The 23,452-nt window shown below is 50.1% G+C and carries 18 protein-coding genes and 1 tRNA gene; 11 read left to right on the forward strand and 8 right to left on the reverse strand.

Annotated elements, in window-relative coordinates; translation table 11 throughout:
* Window positions 1-258 precede the first annotated feature (258 nt).
* Window positions 259-1,866 carry an NAD(P)/FAD-dependent oxidoreductase gene (locus EH243_RS02195; RefSeq protein WP_126157013.1) on the reverse strand — a complete coding sequence of 536 codons (1,608 nt, stop codon included), beginning with the start codon at window positions 1,864-1,866 and terminating at the stop codon, window positions 259-261.
* 407 nt (window positions 1,867-2,273) lie between these two features.
* On the opposite strand from EH243_RS02195, the gene EH243_RS02200 reads away from it, so the two are divergent.
* The 5 genes from EH243_RS02200 (at window position 2,274) to EH243_RS02220 (ending at window position 10,340) form a co-directional block, all read left to right on the forward strand.
* Window positions 2,274-6,260, forward strand: a complete 3,987-nt coding sequence (locus tag EH243_RS02200; RefSeq protein WP_126157014.1) for a CHASE domain-containing protein — start codon at window positions 2,274-2,276, stop codon at window positions 6,258-6,260.
* A gap of 111 nt (window positions 6,261-6,371) precedes the next feature.
* Window positions 6,372-7,340 carry a diguanylate cyclase gene (locus EH243_RS02205; protein ID WP_206441479.1) on the forward strand — a complete coding sequence of 323 codons (969 nt, stop codon included), beginning with the start codon at window positions 6,372-6,374 and terminating at the stop codon, window positions 7,338-7,340.
* Entirely contained in the window at window positions 7,333-9,534 is a 2,202-nt protein-coding gene (locus EH243_RS02210; RefSeq protein WP_164549029.1) for a two-component system response regulator, read from the forward strand. The genes EH243_RS02205 and EH243_RS02210 overlap by 8 nt, the downstream gene beginning before the upstream one ends.
* Window positions 9,531-9,734 carry a hypothetical protein gene (locus EH243_RS02215; protein ID WP_126157016.1) on the forward strand — a complete coding sequence of 68 codons (204 nt, stop codon included), beginning with the start codon at window positions 9,531-9,533 and terminating at the stop codon, window positions 9,732-9,734. The genes EH243_RS02210 and EH243_RS02215 overlap by 4 nt, the downstream gene beginning before the upstream one ends.
* A gap of 27 nt (window positions 9,735-9,761) precedes the next feature.
* On the forward strand, window positions 9,762-10,340 hold the full coding sequence (locus tag EH243_RS02220) for a dimethylsulfonioproprionate lyase family protein (RefSeq protein WP_126157017.1): 579 nt from the start codon (window positions 9,762-9,764) through the stop codon (window positions 10,338-10,340).
* 29 nt (window positions 10,341-10,369) lie between these two features.
* Here the strand turns inward: EH243_RS02220 and EH243_RS02225 are convergent, their stop codons facing one another.
* The gene (locus tag EH243_RS02225) at window positions 10,370-11,290 is read right to left on the reverse strand and encodes a LysR family transcriptional regulator (protein ID WP_126157018.1); all 921 of its coding nucleotides are present in this window, start codon (window positions 11,288-11,290) and stop codon (window positions 10,370-10,372) included.
* A gap of 83 nt (window positions 11,291-11,373) precedes the next feature.
* Between EH243_RS02225 and EH243_RS02230 the strand changes: the two genes are divergently transcribed.
* On the forward strand, window positions 11,374-12,204 hold the full coding sequence (locus tag EH243_RS02230; protein ID WP_126157019.1) for a phytanoyl-CoA dioxygenase family protein: 831 nt from the start codon (window positions 11,374-11,376) through the stop codon (window positions 12,202-12,204).
* Window positions 12,205-12,350: 146 nt separating this feature from the next.
* Window positions 12,351-13,340: a TRAP transporter substrate-binding protein gene (locus EH243_RS02235; protein WP_241234972.1), complete on the forward strand. Its 990-nt coding sequence runs from the start codon at window positions 12,351-12,353 to the stop codon at window positions 13,338-13,340.
* 467 nt (window positions 13,341-13,807) lie between these two features.
* Here the strand turns inward: EH243_RS02235 and EH243_RS02240 are convergent.
* The 4 genes from EH243_RS02240 to EH243_RS02255 all read right to left on the reverse strand — a co-directional run bounded on the left by EH243_RS02240 (window position 13,808) and on the right by EH243_RS02255 (window position 17,496).
* Window positions 13,808-13,883, reverse strand: a tRNA-Phe gene (locus EH243_RS02240).
* 107 nt (window positions 13,884-13,990) lie between these two features.
* Window positions 13,991-14,263 (reverse strand): oxidative damage protection protein, encoded by a 273-nt coding sequence (locus EH243_RS02245; RefSeq protein ID WP_126157021.1) that lies wholly within the window; start codon window positions 14,261-14,263, stop codon window positions 13,991-13,993.
* A 45-nt stretch (window positions 14,264-14,308) separates the two neighbouring features.
* Window positions 14,309-15,361 (reverse strand): A/G-specific adenine glycosylase, encoded by a 1,053-nt coding sequence (mutY, locus tag EH243_RS02250; RefSeq protein ID WP_126157022.1) that lies wholly within the window; start codon window positions 15,359-15,361, stop codon window positions 14,309-14,311.
* Window positions 15,361-17,496: an AsmA family protein gene (locus tag EH243_RS02255; RefSeq protein WP_126157023.1), complete on the reverse strand. Its 2,136-nt coding sequence runs from the start codon at window positions 17,494-17,496 to the stop codon at window positions 15,361-15,363. The genes mutY and EH243_RS02255 overlap by 1 nt, the downstream gene beginning before the upstream one ends.
* A 295-nt stretch (window positions 17,497-17,791) precedes the next feature.
* Between EH243_RS02255 and hisB the strand changes: the two genes are divergently transcribed.
* The 3 genes from hisB to hisF are packed head-to-tail and all read left to right on the forward strand — an operon-like array spanning window position 17,792 to window position 19,848.
* Entirely contained in the window at window positions 17,792-18,385 is a 594-nt protein-coding gene (hisB, locus tag EH243_RS02260; RefSeq protein ID WP_126157024.1) for an imidazoleglycerol-phosphate dehydratase HisB, read from the forward strand.
* A complete protein-coding gene (gene hisH, locus EH243_RS02265) occupies window positions 18,386-19,033 on the forward strand; it encodes an imidazole glycerol phosphate synthase subunit HisH (RefSeq protein WP_126157025.1) in 648 nt (215 codons plus the stop codon). It begins immediately after the preceding gene.
* 41 nt (window positions 19,034-19,074) lie between these two features.
* Entirely contained in the window at window positions 19,075-19,848 is a 774-nt protein-coding gene (gene hisF, locus EH243_RS02270) for an imidazole glycerol phosphate synthase subunit HisF (protein ID WP_126157026.1), read from the forward strand.
* 81 nt (window positions 19,849-19,929) lie between these two features.
* Here the strand turns inward: hisF and EH243_RS02275 are convergent, their stop codons facing one another.
* A complete protein-coding gene (locus EH243_RS02275; RefSeq protein WP_126157027.1) occupies window positions 19,930-20,910 on the reverse strand; it encodes a DMT family transporter in 981 nt (326 codons plus the stop codon).
* Window positions 20,911-21,056: 146 nt separating this feature from the next.
* On the opposite strand from EH243_RS02275, the gene EH243_RS02280 reads away from it, so the two are divergent.
* Window positions 21,057-22,001, forward strand: a complete 945-nt coding sequence (locus EH243_RS02280; RefSeq protein ID WP_241234973.1) for a LysR family transcriptional regulator — start codon at window positions 21,057-21,059, stop codon at window positions 21,999-22,001.
* 21 nt (window positions 22,002-22,022) lie between these two features.
* Here the strand turns inward: EH243_RS02280 and EH243_RS02285 are convergent, their stop codons facing one another.
* Window positions 22,023-23,255, reverse strand: coding sequence for a GGDEF domain-containing protein (locus EH243_RS02285; protein ID WP_126157028.1), 1,233 nt, complete (start codon window positions 23,253-23,255; stop codon window positions 22,023-22,025).
* Window positions 23,256-23,452: the final 197 nt, after the last annotated feature.

A 23,452-nucleotide genomic window follows, 5' to 3' on the forward strand; every position in this document is an offset into this window, starting at 1 on the left:
TTGGAGAAAAAAGAAGTCAGGTTTAATCTACGGCACAGCATCAAAGTGCTAAGGGTGCTCCCAAACTGACTGACTTCTTTGCAATGGAGATAGCTAATCATCCATCGCTGAGAGATACAAGGGTGCTTGGTGAGCTTTGCGAACCGCACCATCGACATCAGCGCCAGCTGTATTATTGTCATTGGCACCATCGGTGCGATTATTTCATCACCATCGGTGCGGTTCGTTCCTCACCGGCACCCTACGGGAATCAGCGTATTAGCCCTGCTGCTCATTGATGCTTAATGCGATCGCTTCGGCGATTTTAATGCCATCGATCGCGGCAGACATGATGCCGCCGGCATAGCCGGCACCTTCACCTGCGGGGTATAAGCCACGGGTGTTAATACTCTGCATATCGTGGCCACGTTTAATCGAAATCGGCGATGAGGTGCGGGTTTCGACGCCGGTGAGCAGGGCGTCATCCTTGGCGAAGCCTTTAATCTGTTTATTAAACTCAGGGATCGCTTCGCGCAGCGCTTCAATACAGAAGTCGGGTAGCGCCTTGGATAGATCGGTCAGTCTTATTCCGGGCTTAAACGACGGTTGGACATCGCCGAGTTCTGCTGAGGAACGGCCTTTGAGGAAGTCGCCCACTTTCTGTGCCGGCGCATCGTAGTTTTCACCGCCCATCAGATAGGCATTGCTCTCCAATTGCCGCTGAAAATCGACACCGGCTAATGGGTTGCCGGGGTAATCGGAGGGATCGATACCGACCACGATGGCGCTGTTAGCGTTGCGCTCCTGACGGGAGTATTGGCTCATGCCGTTGGTCACCACGCGACCCTCTTCTGAGGAAGCTGCCACCACGGTGCCGCCTGGGCACATGCAGAAGCTATAGACCGAACGGCCACTCTTACAATGGTGCACGAGTTTGTAATCTGCCGCCCCGAGAATAGGATGGCCTGCGTTTTTACCGAAGCGGGCGCGGTCGATCAGTGATTGTTCATGCTCGATACGAAAACCCACCGAGAACGGTTTGGCTTCCATATAGACGCCTTTATCGAACAGCATCTGAAAGGTATCTCGGGCGCTATGGCCGATCGCTAGAGCAACATGTTTTGAATGGATGGTTTCGCCATTAGACAGGGTAACGCCGGTTACCTGACCGTCGTCGATATGTAGATCATCGACTCGGGCGCTGAAGCGAATCTCGCCGCCCATCTCAATGATTTTGGCGCGCATTTTTTCCACCATCGAGACCAGTCGAAACGTACCGATATGGGGTTTGCTGACATACATGATCTCTTCTGGCGCACCGGCTTCTACGAATTCGGTTAGCACTTTGCGGCCATATTGCTTGGGGTCTTTAATTTGGGTCGATAGCTTACCGTCAGAGAAGGTGCCTGCGCCGCCTTCACCAAACTGAACGTTGGATTCCGGATTAAGCTTTTTCTGCCGCCAAAAGCCAAAGGTGTCTTTGGTGCGATCACGTACGGCTTTGCCCCGCTCGATAATAAGGGGCTTATAACCCATTTGCGCCAGTATGAGGCCGACGAGTAGACCACAGGGGCCAAAACCGATCACCAGTGGGCGTTCCTGCAAATCTGTCGGCGCTTGTGCAACAAATTTGTACTCCATATCCGGTGTCTGTCGGATGGATTGATTACTGGCGTGCTTTACCAGTAATTCGTCATTAATGGTGGTGTCGATATCCAGGGTGTAGATCAGAAAAATAGTGTTTTTTTTGCGTGCATCGTAACCACGACGGCGGATTTCAACCGCGGTCAATTGTTCAGCGGTAATGTCGAGGGTGGCTAAAATGGCATCGGTAAGGGCCTGCTCATCATGGTCAAGGGGCAGTTTAATATTTGAAACACGTATCATCTGATAAAAATCCGGAGTTAAAGAGCCGCGTCAGCCGCTCAATGGTTACTTAGTTATAGTAAAGGCGGCATTTTACTGCATTTTGGGGTGCAATGCCGAACAGTTTAGCTGCTTGAGTGACAGTCTAGTAATGCATTGGTCTCGATATCTGAATCCATGGTGAGCCTGCTAACGAGGGCTTATCCAGCATGGATGGCAACCGCGTAGGTGAGCTAATTATTTGTTTTGCCTGCTTTGTTCTTGATGATTGACCTGACATCTCCCGCGTTAATGGATAACCTGTTAATGTGTTCTAGTCTTAATAGGTTACATATATTGACTCAGCCTTTTTATATCAGCGTATGGGTAGAGGCATGTTTATAGCGTAGTCGTAGGGATCTCGTGTCCATTAGTAGGAGTCATCATCTATGCCAACCCAACCAGCCACGTATCGCATCAGTATTCGTCAATTTTTAGAGCACCGTCCGATCATCGCTTGGGTTGTTTTGTTCGTCTCTTTGGTATTAACGGGTCTGGCTTGGTATATCTCGGATAGCGCGGTGAAACAGCGTGCAGGGGAGCGTTTTTCGTTTCAGGTTCAGGATGTGCATAAAGCGATGGAGCAGCGGATGGCCGAATATGCGATGGCACTGCGCAGTGGCAGTGGCCTATTTAACGTTGCCAATGATCTCGACCGCAAAGACTGGAAGGCTTTTACCGATACACTTGATCTACAGGAGCACTTCCCCGGTATTCAGGGGTTGGGTTATGCGGTCATGGTAGAACCTGAAGATCTTAATGCACATCAAAAAGCGATACGGGGAGAGGGATTCCAAAACTACAGTATTAAACCGCCGGGCCCAAGAGATCTTTATAGTGCCATCGTTTATTTAGAGCCGTTTGATTGGCGGAATCAGCGCGCATTTGGTTTTGATATGTACTCGGAACCTACCCGACGACAGGCGATGAATATTGCCCGAGATACCGGCAAACCGACCGTGTCTGGGCGGGTTACGTTGGTGCAAGAGACCGACACCGATACGCAATATGGCTTCCTGATGTACTATCCGCTGTACCGTAGCGGAGAGCCGGTAGAGACTTTAGCCCAGCGGCGCAAGGCCCTGTTTGGCTACGTTTTTAGTGCTTTTCGGATGGGCGATTTCATGCAGGGGATCTTGGGCTCCGGTCAGGATCATATCGATTTTGAGATCTATGATGGTTCTAAAGCCTCCGCGGATAAGATCCTTTATAACAATGTGCCTGGTATTTCTCCTCGGTACGGAGCCGAAGGGCATGATCCGGCATTTGATGGTCTTTATGTGCTGGATATGGGCGGCCATAATTGGAGCCTCTATCTCTATAGTCGGCCAGGCTATCTCACCGGGGCTGAAAAAAGCCAGCCCATCATTGTCGCGATCTGCGGCTTAGTCTTTGATTTACTGCTGTTTTGGATTGTCGCCAATCTCTCGTTTTCACAAAAAGCCGCGCAGCGTTTAGCCCGTGAGATGACCGAAGAGCTCAGCGTTAGTGAAGAGCGGCACCGACTACTCTTCAGCAATGCGGGGGTGGTGATGCTGCTCAGTGATCCAGAGGATGGCAGTATCTTTGATGCCAACTTGGGGGCGTTGGAGTTTTACGGTTACGGCATCGATGCCTTTAAGCGTATGACTCTGGATAGTCTGAGTTCGTCGAGCGCATCACTGCAGACCAATCAGGAAAAGTTGATCCGTTTAACGCATATCTTAGCGAATGGTGATGAACGAGTGGTTGAGCTGCGTAACGGTAAGATCGAAATGGCGCATCGAACCTTGATTCTCTCGATCATCATTGACGTCACTCGACGGCAACAGGCTGAAGAGGCGTTAAAAGCCAGTGAACGTCGCTATCACGAAGTTTTTGAGTTAGCACCGGTGCCGATGATGCTGCTTGAACGTGCCAGCGGTCAGTTTTTGATGATCAACCATGCGGCTGAGATTCACTATGGATATAACCGTGATGAGTTCAAGGGGATGATGCTGACGGATATGGTGGTGGACGGCTGTACCCTACCAACCCTCATCGCTACAGATCTGTCTCAGGAGTCGGTGCACCGTAAAAAGGATGGTAGCGAGATTCGTGTCGAATTAACGGCGCGGCCAATTATCTATCAGGATCAAGAGGTGATTATCGTTGCGGTGGTGGATGTGACCGAACGAGCGAAGGCCTCTGAGATGCTCGAACAAGCGCGGCAGCAAGCAGAGGCCGTCAGTCAGGCGAAAAGCGAATTTGTAGCGAATATGAGCCATGAGATTCGTACGCCGATGAATGCGATTGTGGGTCTGAGTCAGTTGTTGACGGAGTTTGATCTACCCGACACGGCGCGTGACTATATTATGCGGATGTTTAACGCCTCTAGAGCCCTGTTGAGCCTGCTCAATGATATTCTCGATTACTCCAAAATGGATGCTAATCGGTTAGCGCTGGAACACACCGAATTTCAACTAGAGGAGGTGGTTACCCGCTCGATCGACCTCTTCGCTATTGATGCTCACGAAAAAGGTTTACGTCTCTATCTTGATCTGCCGGCGTATCTGCCCGCAAAAGTGATCGGTGATCCACTTCGATTGGGGCAGGTATTAAATAACCTGATTGGTAATGCGGTTAAATTTACCGCCGAGGGCGAGATTGTTCTGACGGTCGATGCGGTTTGTGAGGCCGATCAGATTAGGTTGGGTTTCCGGGTGAGCGATACCGGCCCCGGTATGCCGGAAGATCAGATCCACCTATTATTTGATTCATTTTCTCAGTTAGATGCATCAACCACGCGAAAATATGGCGGCACCGGATTGGGGTTAGCTATTTGTCGATCACTCGCGGAGTTGATGGGCGGTAGCATCGAGGCGAGCAGTGTCTTTGGCAAGGGAAGCGAGTTTCGTTTTAGTGCAATGGTAGGGCGTGTGCCTGGGAGTGACCATTTGCTCGAGGGGCGGTTAGAGGGCGTGACGGTGTTAATGGTGGATACTCAGCCGACTGGCCAGCGTATTAGCTATGATCTACTCACATCTTTGGGCGCGAGCGTTACCGTGGTGAGCAGTGAAGCCGAAGGGCTTGATTCACCGGAGCTGCTGCAGGCGGATCTGATTATGTTTGATAGCAGTAGTCGTAGCCATTGGCCGGCGTTGTCCGCCGAACTCGAACAGCGCGGTCGGGCGCGGCATGTTCTGTTAATGATTAATTCGGATGAGAGTGCGGCGGAATTGATCGGTACCCCCTCGCAGCCAGATGCGGTCATCATCAAACCGGTGACCCCGCGCAGGCTGTATAACGGTGTGCTGCGTAGCTTAGGGCGGGGGCCTAAACCGATGGCTGCTGATTATTTAGATCAAAGTGAAGTCTTGAAGGGCAAAAGAATCCTGCTGGTGGAGGATCAAGAAACCAACCAATTAGTTGCTAAGGTGATGCTCAAAAAATTGGGTGTCAGCGTTGATCTAGCGAGTGATGGACTAGAGGCTTTAGATCAATTGGCGACCAACGCCTATGATCTGGTATTGATGGATCTGCAGATGCCGAACCTGGATGGCTTTGCCGCGACCAAAGATTATCGGGCGTCAGAACCGGCTGGGCAGCATCTGCCTATTATTGCCATGACCGCCGCCATTCTCGAAGAGGACAAAGCCGCTGCGATTAAAGTGGGTATGGATGGTTATATCACTAAACCGATTGAGCTAACTCAGCTGGCCACCACGCTGCAACGATATTTCAAAGCCGATGAAATCGTCGCCTCTTTTTCTGACGCACCCATGGCACCAGAGGGGTGCGGTGAGAATGAACAAACGTGGATTAGTTTCGATCAATTACAGCAACGCTTAGGTAATGACGAGGCGGCGTTGCAGGGGCTGTTGCGAGCGTTCAGTGATGATCTTCGCAGGCTCGATGCCCAGTTGCTACCGGCGGTGGTGGCGGGTACATCACCTAGCTTATTGAGGCAAACACTGCACTCGCTTAAAGGCATTGCCGGTAATGTGGGCGCTCTACCGTTACAGCGGGAAGCCGCGTCGTTAGAGCTGGAAATAGCCGATTTGAATCACTTTCATGCCGCGTCATTGGAGCAGTTACTGCAGATAATTAGCTGCACGCTTGAATATATTCAACCGCATCTGCAACAGCCGGAAACGGAGGGTAGTGATGATCTAAGTGAAGAGAGCGCCGCTGAACTAGAACAGCTATTACAGCAAATAGCCGCTCTGGTTGACCGGCATCGCTTAGTTCCTGCGGACTTAATAGCCAAGCTGGATACGTATAAACATTTCACCAGCGGTCACTGGCTACAGGGGTTGATCAGAGCCATCGATGGCTTTGATTATCCGCATGCGCAGCAGATCATTAAGACCCATTGGCAGCAGGAAAATGATGCGCAAGAGGGCCCCAGCGACTAAGCGGAGAAGTGAAAAATGATCTGCTTGGTAAACGGGCACTGGGCTGCTAAAGTGGTTGTTGCACGTTAAGAACTTTCTTCTATTGTCATTGTATGGATTGAGTAGCGTTATATGGTCAAATCGTTCATGCAAACAGAGCATCAACAACAAAGTCGGCCGAGTTCACCTGCCAGGGTGCTGGTCGTTGATGATGAGTTGACTAATCTGCGGCTGATGGGTGATCTGTTAAACCCTCACTATGAAGTACTGATTGCCCGCAGTGTGGCTGAAGCGAGGGAGGTGCTACGCACACAGCTTCCCGATATCCTCCTGTTAGATGTGATGATGCCCGAGGTTGATGGCTTTAGTTTTTGCCATGAACTTAAAGGTAACGACGAGACTCGCGATCTGCCGATAATCTTTGTGACCGCGCTGCATGAAGAGATCGATGAGTTGAAAGGCTTTCGACTTGGCGCGGTGGATTTTATTCATAAACCTATCTCTTCGCCTATACTGCTAGCAAGAGTGCGCACTCACTTAGAGCTTAAGCGCCGCACCGATATGTTGGAGCAGCGAGCGTTGATTGACGCACTAACGGGTATCGGTAACCGGCGAGCTTACGATCTGAGTTTGGCTGCGGAGTGGGGGCGGCTGCAACGCAAAGGTAGCTGTTTGTCCATGTTGGTCGTGGATATTGATCAGTTTAAGTTGTACAACGATTTTTTCGGTCACCGGCAGGGTGATGAGTGTTTGCAGGCGTTAGCGGCTGCACTGAGTAAAGTGATCAGTCGAGCATCTGATCAGCTAATGCGCTACGGCGGCGAGGAGTTTGTCTTTGTGCTCCCCAATACCCCCTTGGCGGGTGCTGTAGCGGTGGCTGAAAAATTGATGGTTGAGGTGCGGGCGTTAAATATGCCGCAGTCCCCCGATGCCGATCATGATCGAGTCACGGTTAGTGTGGGGGTTGCTTGTTTGGAGCCAAATAACGACCAACCGCCTGAATCCCTATTTTTGTTAGCCGATAAGCAGTTATATGAAGCAAAAGGTTCCGGCCGTAATCGGATCTGCTTCAGCGAAGAACCAAGGAGCCCTGATGAATAGAACATTATCAACCGCAAGACCTTTGTTGTTGATGGTTGATGATGTCCCCAGCAATATTCATGTGCTGGCGCAATCACTTCAGGCCGACTTCGATATTATGATTGCGACCGATGGCCCCTCAGCCTTGTCTTTGATTCACAAAGAGCGGCCAGATCTTATTTTGCTCGATGTCATGATGCCCGGTATGGATGGCTATGAGGTCTGTAAACAACTACAGCTTGATAGTGCAACCAGCCATATCCCTATTATTTTTGTGACCGCAAAAAGCGAGTCGGATTCTGAGGAACATGGGCTGCAATTAGGCGCGGTGGATTATATTACCAAGCCCTTTACTGTCTCGGTGGTCAGGGCGCGGGTGAATACCCACCTAAAGCTGAAAAGTCTGGTCAAACAGTTAGAAGAGGCGAACCAGCGGCTGCATTACAAGCTCTGTTTACTGGAGAAGCAGCATACCCAGATGCTCAGTTATTCAACTGAACTGGAAGAGGTGCGTGAGCGTCAGAAACTATTTGCGCAGGTGTTTGAAAGTACCAGTGATGGTGTGATGATTACTGACCCTAAGGGAAAGATCATTGCCGTTAATAGCGCCTTTACCCGAGTTTCCGGTTATTCCGAAGAGGAAGTATTAGGGCAACCCCCTCGTATGTTGAGGTCTGGTCGCCATGATGAATGTTTTTATCGCGAGATGTGGCAATCGATTAAAAGCACCGGCCACTGGACAGGCGAGGTTTGGAATAAGAACAAGAACGGTGAGCTGTATCTCGAATTGTTGACCATCAGTGCGGTCCACGATGAAGACGAGGTGGTTAAATGTTATATCGGTGTCTTCAGCGATATTACTCAGCTACGTGAAGTTCAGCAGCGGATGGATTTTCTGACCTGGCACGACCCCTTAACCTCGCTACCGAATCGACTGCTGCTGACCGACCGTTTATCTCAGTTGTTGGGTAACACCTATCGACAAGGGGGTTTTGGCGCATTGCTGGTGTTTGGTTTACAGGGATTTAGTAATCTCTGTGTGACCCGGGGCTCGGCGTTGGGCGATAAGGTGTTGGCTGATCTGGCACAGGCGCTGACCGGTTATTTAACCGATGGTAACTCCTTGGCACGCTTGGAGGGTGATCAATTTGCGATGCTGTTGCCGCAAGTGCATGGGAGCTCTGAAGAGGCCGCCGACACCGTACATCAACATGCCTATGGTATTCAGGCGCTGGTTGCCGAGATTTCGAAAACCATTGAAAATGATCTGTTTCAGTTGCGGGCGGCGGTGGGCGCTGCGATCTATCCGGGTAGTTCGGAAGAGCCTGTTTCCTCTGTCATTAGTCATGCTGAAACCGCCTGTTTTCGGGCGAAAAATACCGGTAATGATGGTGCGGTCGTCTTTTTTGAAACCGATATGGGCGAACGTATAGAACAGCGCCTTACCGATGAGCATAAATTACGTTTAGGCATTCAGCAGGGGCAGCTGCGGGTGTATCTGCAATCACAGATCTATTCCGATGGTCGGTTACATGGCGCGGAAGCGTTAGTCCGTTGGGTGCATCCTGAAGAGGGCTTAATTAGCCCTGCGGCGTTCATCCCGTTGGCAGAGGCGTCAGGCCTTATTGTTCAGATCGATCGCTGGATGATTGATCATGTATCTGCCCTACTAGGGCCGCTGCGGGAGAGTCATCCCCAGCTTAAAATGTCGGTTAATGTGAGTTCTGAATGTTTTCAGTGCGATGACTTTGTTAGTTACACGGAAGAGTGTTTACAGCGGTATAACGTGGCGCCTAGTCAGTTAGTGATCGAAGTGACGGAAAGTACGATGCTGGATAATATTGATCGGGTGGTCGGCAAGATGATTGCGCTAGCCGATTCCGGAGTCAGCTTTTCCATCGATGACTTCGGCACCGGTTATTCCAGCCTCTATTACCTTAAGAGCCTGCCGTTGACCGAGCTAAAGATAGATCAAAGTTTTATCCGCGATATGCTGAATGATCCGAACGATGCGGAGCTGGTCAATGTTATCCAGCAGATCGCGGCACGGTTTAAACTCAGCGTGGTTGCCGAAGGCGTTGAGACCGAGGCACAAGCCGAATATCTGCGTCAGAATGGTCAGCCGTTGATGCAGGGTTATCTGTTTTCGATACCCGAACCTGCCGATCAGTGGTTAAAGCGGATCGAGCCCGGTTTAGAAAAGGACGAACATTGAAAAAGTTTGAGATTCATCTGGATGCGTTAATCGTGGTCGTGTTGCTGTTTGTTTTGTCGCTGGGCGTTAATTTCGCCCTCTATCGACTCTATTCTAGCGAAGCTAAGACAAACGTTAAGCTACAAATTCAGAATCAGGTCGATCAGCTTAATCTGGCATCGATGCAAGCCTATATTAAAAAAATAGAAACGGCAGAGTAGTAAGGGTGCCGTGGTTCAAGATGTTGTATGGATACGTCACTGCATAAATTTCAGGCGCAACTGCGTCAACTGTTGAGAGAGCCCGTCGGTTTTCCATTATCGGCGAAAGAGGCGGTTCGGGAGATCTGCGAAGGGCTTAAAGTTGAGAATCCTATCGCTGCACGGGAGAAGCAGGAAAACCCCTTGAGTGGCCTCATGGCGCAATTGGTTGAGAGTGTTGATGAACTACCGGTCAGGCTACATCCTCTGGCTCACTCATTCTTCGCTATCGCCGATTACCTAACCTGGTATCAAAGATCGGCACCCGATAGACCTGAGTTTATGGCGGGTCACCTGAATGCGCAGATCATCGGCCCGAGAGGGCTAGATATTCGCGAGGATATTACCGTGGGTGTCGCATTGATGCAGCCAGGTATAACCTACCCCGATCACCACCATCCACCGGAAGAGGTCTATATCGTTTTGAGTCAGGGGCGCTGGCGTCAAAAGGATAACCCTTGGCACTCACCGGGTCTGGGTGGCTATGTGTACAACCCTTCCAATATTCTTCATGCCATGCAATCGCTGGATAAACCGTTATTCGCTATCTGGTGTTTGACCCGCTAACGGGCTTTCATGCGCCAATAAGAACCGCTTTAAGTTGTCGATCTGGGGCTGTCCAGCGTGCTACAAATATCGATGATCTGTTCTCGTAACCACTGGTGGGCCTTTGAGTGGTGGGTCATTTTGTTCCAATATAAGCAGAGTTCAAAATCACTGATAAAGGGGGGGTCTTTAATTAGCATGGATCCGCCAATCAGACGCGCTAACCGTTCAGGTAGTGTCATCAGTAGATCGGTACTGGCGATTGTCGGAATCAAATTGGAGACACTGGGTAGGCTTAGGGCGACATTTAAATTCACCCCCTGCAGCTCTGGCGCGCTTAGGTAGAATGGTTTCCAGCCGCCCTCATAATGGATCTCTACATGTTTCGCGGCTCGGTAGTCATCAAGGCCGATCGGTTGCTTGGCTAAGGTGTGTGCAGCGGACATCAGGCAGACATAGCGGTCTTTAAATAACCGGCGTTGGTAGAGCGCTTCATAATCACGTACGACCGGAGAGAGCAGCAGATCGCATAGGCCTCGCTGTAACTGACGATGCCCGCTCACATGGGACTGAATAAAGGCCATACGGATATTGGGTGCTAGCCGATTTAATCGCTCTACCAAGCTGGGCACGATGATTTGTAATTCATACTGATTACAAGAGATGGTGACGTCTAGGTTGGCATTGCTGGGTTCAAACTCCTCCGGTTGAAGCAGTTCCGACATCCCTCGAAGCAGCTTATCTATCTCCGGCATGATCTGATGACAGCGACTCGTTGGCGCTACACCTCGGCCAGAGCGAACGAAAAGCGGGTCTTGCAGGGCGGCCCGCATTTGATCCAGCGTATAGCTGATGGTGGGTTGGTTTTGCCCAAGCTCTATCGCTGCCGCTGTTAGCGAACCTAAATCATAGATTAGCTTAAGCGTTTTAAGGCTTTTAAAGCTCAGTGCGCTGTAATCAAATTTTTCCATAATAGATATCAACTTTATAGACTTAATCAATACTATTGAGAACGCTATAGTCAGGTCAACAATAAATATAAAAGGAAACTGACATGACTCAGCGAAACTTGACCGAGACCGAGATTCTTCAGTATCAGCAAGACGGTGTTGTGTGTATTCGTAATGCGGTTGATCCCGAGTGGATTGCCAAGCTGCTTGCCTTTGGTCAGCAGCAACTCGAAAACCCCGGTAAACTCTGTAATGATGCGAACCCTGGGGCCGAAAAAGGGCGGATGTTTACCGACCGTTACCTGTGGCGCTCCCATGATCTCATCTACCAATATGCCAAGGACTCCGGTTGCGCCCGTCTAGCGGCCCAGGCGATGCAGAGTCAGAGCGCCCGCTTCTATTTTGACCATCTATTGATTAAGAAAGCTGAAACAGCCATACCGACGCCGTGGCATCAAGATGTGCCTTACTGGCCGTTCAAGGGAAAGCAGATTGCCTCCGTATGGCTAGCACTCACGCCGGTGACGGTAGCGGGCAGTGGCCTAGAGTTTGTTCGCGGATCTCAGCAAGACGATTTGGTTTATTTGCCGGAGGCTTTCGGCGCATCAGGCGCTGATAAGAATGCTTGGACAGGCACTGGCGAGGGCGTTCCATGCCCGGATATTGAAGCTGCCCGCGATGATTTCGATATTATCGGCTTTGATCTTCAGCCCGGTGATGCCTTGCTGTTCTCTGCTTGGACTCTGCATGGCGCACCGGGTAACGAATCGAGTACTCAGGATCGAATGGCTCTCTCAACCCGCTGGTTAGGCGATGATGCTATCTGGGACCCAAGACCGGGCACCGACCCCAGTGTTAATCCTGAGGAGGTTCGCGTGAGCCCTGGCAGCTATCCTTCTGATAATGCGATCTTCCCCGAGTTTTATCGCGCTTAACAAAAGAATGTTGAGTAAACATTTTTAATGAATAGAGGCTCTACTTTAAGATTTATACATATTGTGTTGTTAGCACTAAAAAATCACATCAAATAAAAATAATAGGTGTCAAAATGATTAAAGGTTACCTCATCAGGGTTCTGATAATGAGTAGTTTACTGGGTTTATCATCGAGCGTTATGGCGACTCAGATTCTACGAATAGCGACTTGGGCTTCACCCCAGCATCCCCAAAACAGTGTTGTTTTTCCGACATGGGGCAAATGGGTTGAAGAAGCCACTCAGGGGCGGGTGAAGGTGGTACTCGAGTATGGCTTGGGTCATCCCAAAACAATGTTTGAGTTGGTGGAAGACAATGTTGTCGATGCAAGTTGGAGCTATCACGGGTATGTTCCTGGCCGCTTTGTGCTGACACAGGCAATAGAACAACCTTTAATGAATGCTAATGCCGAGGCTGCATCTGTAGCCTATTGGCGGATACATGAAAAATATTTCACGCAGGCTAACGAGCATGCCGGGTTGCATGTGCTAGGGCTTTTTACGCATGGCCCCGGTCAAATACAGACGATAAAGCCTCTAGCTTCATTAGCCGACTTGAATGGTAAGAAAATTCGATTAGGTGGTGGTGTTCAAACTGCACTGGCTGAACGTTTCTCGGTAACGGGTGTGAGTGCGCCGGGTTCAAAGGTTTATGAGATGTTGCAGCAAGGTATTGTGGACGGTGTCTTTATGCCTGTGGCGTCACAGAAAGATTATCGGTTAACGGAAGTTGCGCCGAATCTTACGGTATTACCCGGAGGGATGTATCTCGGTAGTTTTTCATTTTTTATTAATCCTGATTTTCTCAATTCACTCACGAAAGACGATCGCGACGCTATCTTAGCCGTGTCAGGCGAGAAGTTTTCGGCATTAGCGGGTGCCGCCTGGGATGCAGGCGATAAAGCAGGCTTAGAGTACGCTCAAAAGATGGGTGTGAATATTCATCTGGTTGACCGAGATGATCCGATGGCGACTGCCTTTAAACAATTGGTGGTGGGTGTTGATGAGGCCTGGATTAAAGCGGCAGCGGAGCGTGGTGTTGATGGTGTTGCTGTACTGAAAGAGTTAAAGCAACAGATTAAGGGCTATCCAAAATAATAAGCGAACATTTAACAATGTTACGGCAACCTACTTATTGGATAGTTTTGTTTTATCTATTCTAAGAGTCTGTCTTCATTCTGCAGTGCCGTGGGATCTGCTTCCAGCAGCGATATGGGGTATCAGATGGCACTTGAAAGCGGCAAAGACTAGCGCTTTTTTCGGTCTCTTTTGTAGAGGGGTATTCTTATTTATCGCGGACGCTGCATCAGCGAGCTAGGTTCGTATTCTTCAGGCATAAAAAAGCCCCGCTTCTCTTAACGAGATTAACGAGGTTGACTTATTCTTGAATGGTGCCCGGACTCGGAGTCATGCCGAAGGTTATTACAACATAGCCGCTCTTTGGCGATGGCCCGAAGGGAGAGGAGCGCAGCGACGAATCATCGAACCGGGTTCGTGTTCCGAGTTACAGTAGTCCAGACGCAAAAAAGCCCCACTATGAAGTGAGGCTTTTTCAACCAAATTAATGGTGCCCGGACTCGGAATCGAACCAAGGACACGAGGATTTTCAATCCTCTGCTCTACCGACTGAGCTATCCGGGCAAACAAGAGGTGCGTATTAAACTGATTTCAGGCTGCGCTGTCAATCATCCTGCAGCATAAAACTGTTTATTTTTGCACTTTTTTGTTTGATTGGTTGTTTTTTGTACTTATTTCGACGGTGGAACGTAGCCTTCGGCTTTTTCGTAGTCATCGCCGTCCATAAATTTCTGCATCTCTTGTTGCAGGAATTCACGGGTCGATGGGTCCATTAAGCTGAGGTGTTTTTCGTTGATCAGCATGGTCTGGTGGTTGGTCCACTCGGTCCACGCTTTTTTCGATACGGTATCGAAGATTAACTGGCCCTTGGCTCCCGGATAAGGGGGTTTATCGAGTCCTTCCAGTTCCTCTTTGTATTTGCGGCACATTACGGTGCGGGTCATGGTGTTCTCCAAGGTTAGTCTGATCGTTTACTCTGAGACCGGTGTTTAGCTCGTTTTTAGTTTGCCCAATAGCTTTTTGACTGGGGCGGCCAGACCGATCTTCTGTGGCTGGCGTAAGTTATACCAGAGAGTGGCGGGCTGTTCCATGACACTGTTTGTAAGGTCATTATCGCGCAGCTCTATGTGCACCGGTGTGATATCGAGATGGAAATGGCTGAAGGTGTGCCTTATGGGTGTCAGTGCTGTGGCGCTGTCAGCATCGACTGGCAAGCCGGTTTCATGTTCGGCATCACGTAGGTCAGATGTTTCTGGAAGGCTCCAGAGGCCGCCCCAGATGCCGGTAGGAGGCCGTTGACGTAAGAGTATTTGGCCGGTGTCATTTTCAATCAGCAGCATCAGCGTTTGTTTAACGGGAATGGCCTTTTTCGGTTTCGAGGCCGGTAACTCATTCTCGCTGCCCTGCTGCCGCGCCTGACAGCCGCTGGTTAAAGGGCAGAGTAGGCAAGCCGGTTTGCTGCGGGTGCAGAGGGTCGCGCCCATATCCATCATCGCTTGGGTGTAATCGGCGACTCGCTGGTGGGGCGTGTTTTGTTCGGCAAACTGCCATAACTGCTTCATGTTCTCGGTGGTGCCTGGCCAGCCCTCAATGGCGTAGTAACGCGCTAGGACCCGTTTCACATTGCCATCGAGAATAGCGGCGCGCTTACCGGTAGAGATCGATAGAATCGCCCCGGCGGTGGAGCGGCCAATACCGGGTAGCTGCTCCAGTGCGTCGACGCTGTCAGGAAATTGACCGCCAAAGTCATGACTGACGATCTTAGCGGTTTTATGCAGGTTACGGGCGCGAGCATAGTAGCCAAGGCCAGTCCAGAGGTGCAGTACTTCATCTTGCTCTGCTGCCGCAAGATCTTCCACCGTGGGAAACTGCTCACGAAAACGCTCAAAATAGGGGATCACCGTGCTGACCTGAGTCTGTTGCAACATGATCTCAGAGAGCCAGGTGAAATAGGCGGTCTTGTTGGCCTGCCAAGGCAGGTCGTGACGGCCGTGCTGATCAAACCAATCGAGCACGGCGGTTGAAAACTGATCGGTGGTCATTAGCTTCCAAAAAGTCCTTTCAGTAACTTTTTAGCGCCTTCGACTTTGCTATCACCTTCATCGCCGCCGAGTTTTTCCATCAGCTTGCTTTCGAGTTCCTTCTTCGCTTTTTGCTTCAGCAGGTCTGTTAGCACGCTGGCATCGGGGCGACACAGTTGCGCCGGTGGTGTATCGAAGCTGCCTTTACAGTTGACGGGCCACTCGACTCCTTCGAGGTTGTTATTCACTGAACAGGATTTCTTAAACAGGTCGTCTTCAATAGTTAACCCAAGACGGTAATCCATAGTCTGAGCCGGCAGGCTGACGCTACCTTTACCGCTCAGGGTGATGGCGTCGAGTTTAGCAGTCAGGTCCTGATTGCTGACCACACCGTTGGTGAAGGTGAAGTTGCTGCTGAGATCGGCGAAGGGAGTGGAACGGTCTACCTGATCGGCATCAATACCGAGTGAGGTGATATTGTTAAACCCTTGGCAAAGTGTCTGAGCCATATCGATACCTTTGACGGCACCATCCGGCATGGTGACTTTGGCATAGCCGTTGAGACTGTTAACGATGGCATACACCGACTCGCCCTGCGCGGTAATCTTGCTCTGGGTGTTAAAGGTACCGGTCAGACGGTCAACCTCGGCTAGATCCATTAGCAGGTCGCCGATTTGGATGCTGCTGATGTTCTTATCAACCGTCAGTTTGGTGGGTGATTTTCGAGCATCGATAATGACGGAGTTACGCAGTGTGCCGCTGTACATATCGGCATTGAGTTTTTTGATGTTGACTAAACCACCGTGGGCGCTGGTCGCCAGTTGTAAGTTGGTTAGAGTCAGGTTGCTGATGAGCAGTTTTTTCAGGCCCAAATCAACATCCATATTCAGCCCTCTAAGTAGCTCGACCGGAACGACCGGTTCTTTGGAGTAGCCGGTGGATTTGGTCGCACTGCCTGATGATGCTTGTGCCGGCTGTTCTGATGCGGGCGGCAGGTAGCGATCGGCATTCAATTCATCACCCGTTAGGTTGAAGGCGATAGAACCGGTAGCCAAGTTCATCGCGAAGCTGCCATTGAAACTGGTGTCATCCAGTTTCAGGCTCATTTTATTCAGCCCTAGGGTGTTAGCGGCACCGCCTAGTTGAGCATTGAAACTAATCGCTTTGAGTACGTCTGGATCAGTGGTTTCAATAGCGGGCTGTCCCAGTGCCGCTAGTAATTCTTGTAGGCTGAACTGAGCAACATTTAGATTGCCGCTAATGACCGGCTTGCTGAAGCTAACGACTTTGACATCACCGCTGGCCGTGAGATTAGCTGCCTTCAGACTCATGCCTTTTAGGCTGGCGGTCTCGCTTGCTAGGTTGCTTTCAATATCGCTGTTAAGTGTTACCTTGACGGATTTTCCGTTAAAAGGTACGCCACTCAGGCCAAGGGTACTTTCTAAGCCTTTGATGTTGTATTGCTGGTTAGCGAGATCGAGGAAGAATTCTGCGGTGAGTGCCGCATCAACGGTGAGTTGTTTTTGGTCTGCCTGATATTGCTCTGCTTGAAAGCTCAGCTGTGCAGGGAAGTATGCACCGGTGGTGACTTTGCCAGAGGTCATGGTGAAGTTATTCAGCAGCACCTTGCTGCCGGTTGATGCGTCGCTATAACGGATATTACCGTTGGTGATCGAGATACTCTCGATATCTAACGCAATCGCCGCACCACCGCTGGTTTCGGCAGCCGTTGTTGTTTCTACTGCTGCGTTGTCAGCAGCTTCTGTTGTGGTAAGCGCCCAGTTAGTCTGGCCCTCTTTGTTTTTTTCCAGATTTAAGGTCAGGCCGTCTAGCAGGATGCTGCTCATCTTCACGTTGCCAGAGATCAGTGCCGGCAGTTCAACCGATACCTGTGCCTGATTCAGTTCAGCCAATTGAGGCTGGCCAGGGTAGTTGACCTTTATCTGATTGATTTCAATACCGAGCCAAGGAAAGACGGACCAGCCAAGATCGCCATCAATCTGCAACTGAACGCCGCCCTTTTCGAGGGCTAGCTTCTGGATTTCAGGTTTGTATTCATTGGGATCAAAGAACATCCCCAGCAGGACCCCGCCTGCAACTACTACGATGAGTAGTAGTGCAATTAGGCCACCAAAAATCTTTAACAGCGTTTTCATGTCATCTCCTTGGATCACGAATCTGTGAACAGATATATCGGTACAACAGCATGACGAATAACGTCTCTTTGTTGTTATACATATTTTGCAAAATGGATCATTAACAGCATAGTAGCAGAACGATTTTACAGACCCTAGATTAACCGCAAATGAAATCAGTTAGTTGAGTTCGCTTTTTGCATGGGTTAATCGCCGCCAGTGCTACGCATTAGCGTGCTATTGGTTGTATAATGGCCGTCTTATTTTTATGAATATTTTTATTAAACTATTCTGTTAACCCATCGCGGAGAAGATCATGGTTGAACGGAAAGCCACCGTCACCCGTAATACCCTGGAAACTCAGATCACTATTTCGGTGAATCTTGATGGCAGCGGTAAGCTGAATGCTGACACCGGCGTCCCCTTTCTTGAGCACATGCTAGATCAGATCGCTCGTCACGGCCTGATTGATCTGGATATTGTCGCTAAAGGTGATAACCACATCGATGATCACCATACCGTTGAAGATATTGGTATTACCCTCGGTCAGGCGTTTGCTCAGGCGGTGGGGGATAAAAAAGGTATCCTGCGCTATGGCCATGCTTATTGTCCATTAGATGAAGCGCTGTCCCGGGTGGTGATCGATTTTTCCGGTCGCCCAGGGTTGGACATGAATGTTGAGTTTACCCGTGCCAGTATTGGTCGTTTGGATACCCAGCTGTTCTGGGAGTTTTTCCAAGGGTTTGTTAATCATGCAGGTGTCACCCTGCATATCGATAACCTGAAAGGCTTTAACGCTCACCATCAGGCGGAAACGATCTTCAAAGCTTTCGGTCGGGCGGTGCGAGGTGCGCTGACGATTGATCAGCGGGCTGCGGATCAAATGCCATCGACGAAAGGATCGCTATAAATGAGTAGTGTTGCAGTCATCGATTACGGTATGGGTAACCTGCATTCCGTTGCCAAGGCGCTGGAACATGTCATGCCCGATGTTGAGGTGTTGGTTACTGCCGATCCAGAACAGGTGCGTAATGCGGATCGGGTCTTGCTGCCGGGTGTTGGTGCAATTCGTGATTGTATGGCCGAGATTCGTCGCCTAGGGGTTGATAAAGAGGTTGCCGAAGCTATCAATTCGGGCAAGCCTTTTTTGGGCATCTGCGTCGGCTATCAAGCCTTGATGCAGCGATCCGAAGAGAACGGTGGGGTCGATTGTTTGGGCCATTTTGATGGCACCGTACGGTATTTTGGCGATGACCTGAAAGAGACCGACGGTGAGCGTCTAAAAGTGCCACATATGGGTTGGAATGAGGTGCATCAGCGCTTCGATCATCCGCTTTGGCATGGGATTGATGACGGCAGTCGGTTCTATTTTGTCCACAGCTATTATGTTGATGCGGTGGATAAACCATTGGTGGCGGCTAACTGTCATTACGGTGTGGATATCGATGTGGCTATCGCGCGAGACAATGTGTTCGCCACGCAGTTCCACCCCGAGAAGAGTCATACGGTGGGGCTACAGTTGCTGAAGAATTTCCTTAACTGGGATGGCAAACGCTAATCTGTTTAATAGTCGTATATGAGTTCTTATAGGTAAAAATCATGGCACTGGCAAAACGTATTATTCCCTGTCTCGATGTAGAGAACGGTCGCGTTGTAAAAGGGGTTCAGTTTGTCGATATCCGCGACGCCGGTGACCCGGTTGAAGTGGCCAAACGCTACGACGAAGAGGGTGCCGATGAGATCACCTTTCTTGATATTACCGCCACCCATGAGGGGCGGGATACCATGGTACACACGGTGGAACGGATGGCCTCTCAGGTGTTTATTCCCCTGACCGTCGGCGGTGGTATTCGTACGGTGGATGATATTCGCACCATGCTGAATGCTGGTGCAGATAAGGTGTCGATCAACAGTGCCGCAGTGTTTAATCCTGACTTTGTGCGCGAAGCGGCCGATAAGTTTGGCTCCCAGTGCATCGTGGTGGCGATTGATGCCAAGAAAGTCTCTCAGCCGGGTGAAGCCGATCGTTGGGAGATTTTCACCCATGGCGGCCGTAAACCAACCGGATTAGATGCGGTTGAGTGGGCGAAAAAAATGGTGCAGTTAGGGGCCGGTGAAATTTTGCTGACCTCAATGGATCAGGACGGGGTGAAAAACGGTTATGACCTCGGCGTGACTCGGGCGATCAGTGATGCGGTGAATGTGCCGGTGATTGCCTCTGGCGGCGTGGGTAATTTGGATCATTTAGTGGCGGGCTGTATTGAAGGTAAGGCGGATGCGGTGTTGGCGGCGTCTATCTTCCACTTTAATGAATATAGCATCCCCGAAGCGAAGCAGTATATGAAAGAACGGGGCATAGAAGTTCGCCTTTAAGGCGTTATCTTTTACATTTGAGCCGTATTTTCGGCTGGCCTTATGAATCCGCTATCCGTTTCTGGTAGCGGATTTTTTATTTTAGTCGTTAGTTAAAGGGGCTTTTAGGACGGAAGCTTGTTCCAGCGTTGATTGATGGCGCCTTGTCAGCATCGGGCTAAGCAGTTGAACGGTGATCGCCGCCGCGATAACCAAAGCCATGCCTAGCAAGCTCAACTGATCGGCCTCGGCCGAAAATATCACCTCACTGAAAAGCCCATAGGCGACACAAACCTCAGACAGAATAAAGGTCACCACCGGTGTCATGGCTACGCAGGCGCTCACCTGTACCGTTTGCCAGTAGCGCATTGCTTGAGCGAATGCACCGTAGGCGACAAGGGTGTTAACACAGCAAAACAGCGCCACCCAGTAATCTTGGCTATTCAGTTCTAATAAGCTGCTGGGGTGGGCAAAGGGCAGCATGATGATCAGTGCATAGAGGTAGATGCTCAGTAGAATATTAGAAGGCGATAGCACCTTAAATAGGGATTTTTGAATTAGGGCGTATGCGGTCCAACCGAGTGCCGAAACCTGAATGATTAAAAAACCGATACCGGTGAGTCCGGTGCTACTTTCAATCGCTGGATGAAAAAACAGCAACATTCCGCTCGCCATCAGCGCAAAGCAGACCCAGTGCTGCCAAAACACCCGTTCTTTAAGAAACCACCAGCCTCCCAGCGTTAGAAACAGCGGCGCTAATTGAAAGCTGAGTTGTGCGGCGCCGGGGTGAAGGTAGCTTAAGCCCCAGACCATAAAGGTGTAGTTCACAATCAACATGGTGCCGGCAATCAATAGGCTGGCTATGTGGGTTTTTGAGAGGTGGCGAAACTCAGATAGCTTGCCTCTATTAAATTGCCATAGAAACATCACGGCCCCAGCAAAGGTAAAGCGTAACCAGGTGAGAGTAATCGGATCGATAAAGCCGGTGGAGAGCTTTAGTGCAATCGGTAACATGCCCCAGAACATCAAGGTGATGCAGCAAAAAAACAGGCCATATAGAAAACGGCTACGATCCAGAGTCATATCAGTGCTCGCAAGTGTCAACAGCAGAAGCTATAGCATGGCGTTTATTCTATTCTGTTTCCAATGCATAATAGTTCATATCTTTATGCATAAATCGGGTAATGTTTTGAAAGAGTTCATGGTCGTAGACCGAGTGAGGAGGAGCTGTGAATAACTTGGTATTGCCAGGGCAGTTTCAACAGCTAGATATCAAGAGCCTCACGGGGCTGCTCTATCTGCTTGAGGAGCGCAATGTCGGACGGGCCGCAGATCGTCTGTTTATTAGCCAATCGGCGATGAGCCGAGTATTACTGCGTTTGCGTGAAGCCTTTGATGATCCCTTGTTTGTGCGTACAGCCCGAGGGATGATTCCAACCTCTAAGGCGCTGGCGCTGGAAAGTCCAGTAAGGCAGATGTTAGAACAGATCGCCAGCTTAATGTCGTCACCGCCCTTTGATCCTCAATTGAGTGATCGTACCTTCCGTTTGCAAACAACCCATTACCAAGCTCAGGTGTATGTGCCGAGCATTGCTGAGCGTTTCTATCGGGAGGCACCGAATGCCTCTCTGGATACCACGACGGTGACGGAAAGCAGTTTGTTGGACGAAGCTGATCAGGTCTGTGATGTGACCCTCTGTAGTAGCTTTATCCGGGTGCCCCATCATTTTGAGCGGCTGTTACTGGGGCGAGAGAAATATGTCCTGATTATGGCCAAGAATCACCCCTTGGCGGCAAAGCAGGAGGTATCCATAGCGGATTATCTGGCTTACTCCCATGTGTTGGTTAACTTAGGCGGGCGGGCCAAGTTGCCGGGTAATGACCCCTTGGGTAAGTTGGCGCGAGAAAAGCATTTTGCGTTGCGCACCCCCTATTTTATGGCGGCGCTAGAAGCTGTAGGGCGAACGCAGTTGTTGTTTAGTTCCAGCGGTTTACTGGCATCCCGCTATGCCGAACGGTTCGGCTTAATGATTAAGCCACTGCCTTTCGAGTCAAAAGATACCGATTATTACCTCGTATGGCCGAAAGCGGTTGATCAGGATTCGGGCAGCGTCTGGCTGCGTAACCTGTGTCGCGAGGTGGTACAAGAACAGATCCCTTTCCCGGCCGATTAAGTAGCGGTCTTGAGTGGGATGTTAAGACTCTTCTGCTACTTCATGCTGAGCGACTGACTTTTCGGCGAGCTTATTCGAGGTTGCGGCAACAGGCCAGAGTAGCTCGGCTTGATTGACCCCAAGACTACGGGCTCGGCCTTGAATCTTAGCGGTATACATCCGGTGATCCGCCAGTTCGATCATGGTTTTCCAATCATTAACGGCATCGGCCTGAACCTCTGCGACACCGATGCTGGCTGTCACAGGGGCGCCGTCAGGACGTAAACCGAGTCCGGCGTGCATAATACGGTTAATCACATCATCGGCCTCATTAGGGGCTGCGGTAGGCAGTATCACAATAAACTCCTCGCCACCCCAGCGGATCACACTATCGCCTTTACGAACCACGTCGTTGAGTTGTTGTGCGGCGGTTCTTAGCACCACATCGCCGGCATCATGCCCATAGATATCATTGACGGTTTTAAAATGGTCTAGATCGAGATAAAGAATCGATAGGGGTGAGTCGCTCATAAGGGATAAACGGAATTGCAGATCCAGCATTTCGATACCGGCGCGGCGTGTCAGTAAGCCGGTTAGGACGTCGTAACTGGCGCGGTTGACCTGTGAAAGCATGTAACGCAGCTGATTGAGGGAGGCAAAGATGGCGACACCAAGAATCAGAGAGAACAACCAGATGGTTGAAACCGCCTGAGGGATATCACTTTTGACCTGTGGCAGAGATGACAGAACCACCACCGCCAACATCGGAGTGGCGAAGAAGAGTAGCTCTTTTAAGGTCAACGGAAACAGGGTTAGACCGGCAATCATAACAAAGGGCAATAGGGCGTAGAGTTCGGCAATGACCTGTTCGGTGCCGCTCAGTTCATAGGCTTGCAACCAGTGGTCAGAGACCAAGTAAAACAGCGGCGTTATCGATAGCATGCCTGCGAGTAGCCAGCGGGCGCGATTTAGATCGGGCTCTTTGCGGGCCTGCCAAGCCAAAAAAATAAAAGCGATGGCTGACAGAATGCGGATGACTAACAGTTCAGCCCAAAGAGGAGAAGGTAGAAACAAAAGATCGATCAGCGACCAGGTCGGCACCAGTACCGCAAAAATAGCGCAGAAGAAGAATACTCGACTTTGCATGATGGCTGCCCGGTGACGGGAGATCGGCATGCTGTGCTGTTTGTTGGTAAATAGCTCGTAGAGTTGATCCGGAGTATAGATGCCCAGCGATTCGCTTAATGAGATATACATGGCAGTTAAGTATTTCATCCTGTTGCTTCCGGTTTTGATCACGGATCAGATTGCACAATATAAATGTATCCACAGGCATCAGGATAGTTCTTTTGGGAAACTGTTCGTTGGAACTGATATAGGTCAAAAAAGCTACAATTGCAGTTATCCACAGGCCATTAGTGGCAGCCTATGAGAAGGACTAAATGCGAAAGAATCTAGAGTTGTGTATAACT

It is taken from the genome of Amphritea opalescens (assembly GCF_003957515.1).
GTDB classification, from domain to species: Bacteria; Pseudomonadota; Gammaproteobacteria; order Pseudomonadales; family Balneatricaceae; genus Amphritea; species Amphritea opalescens.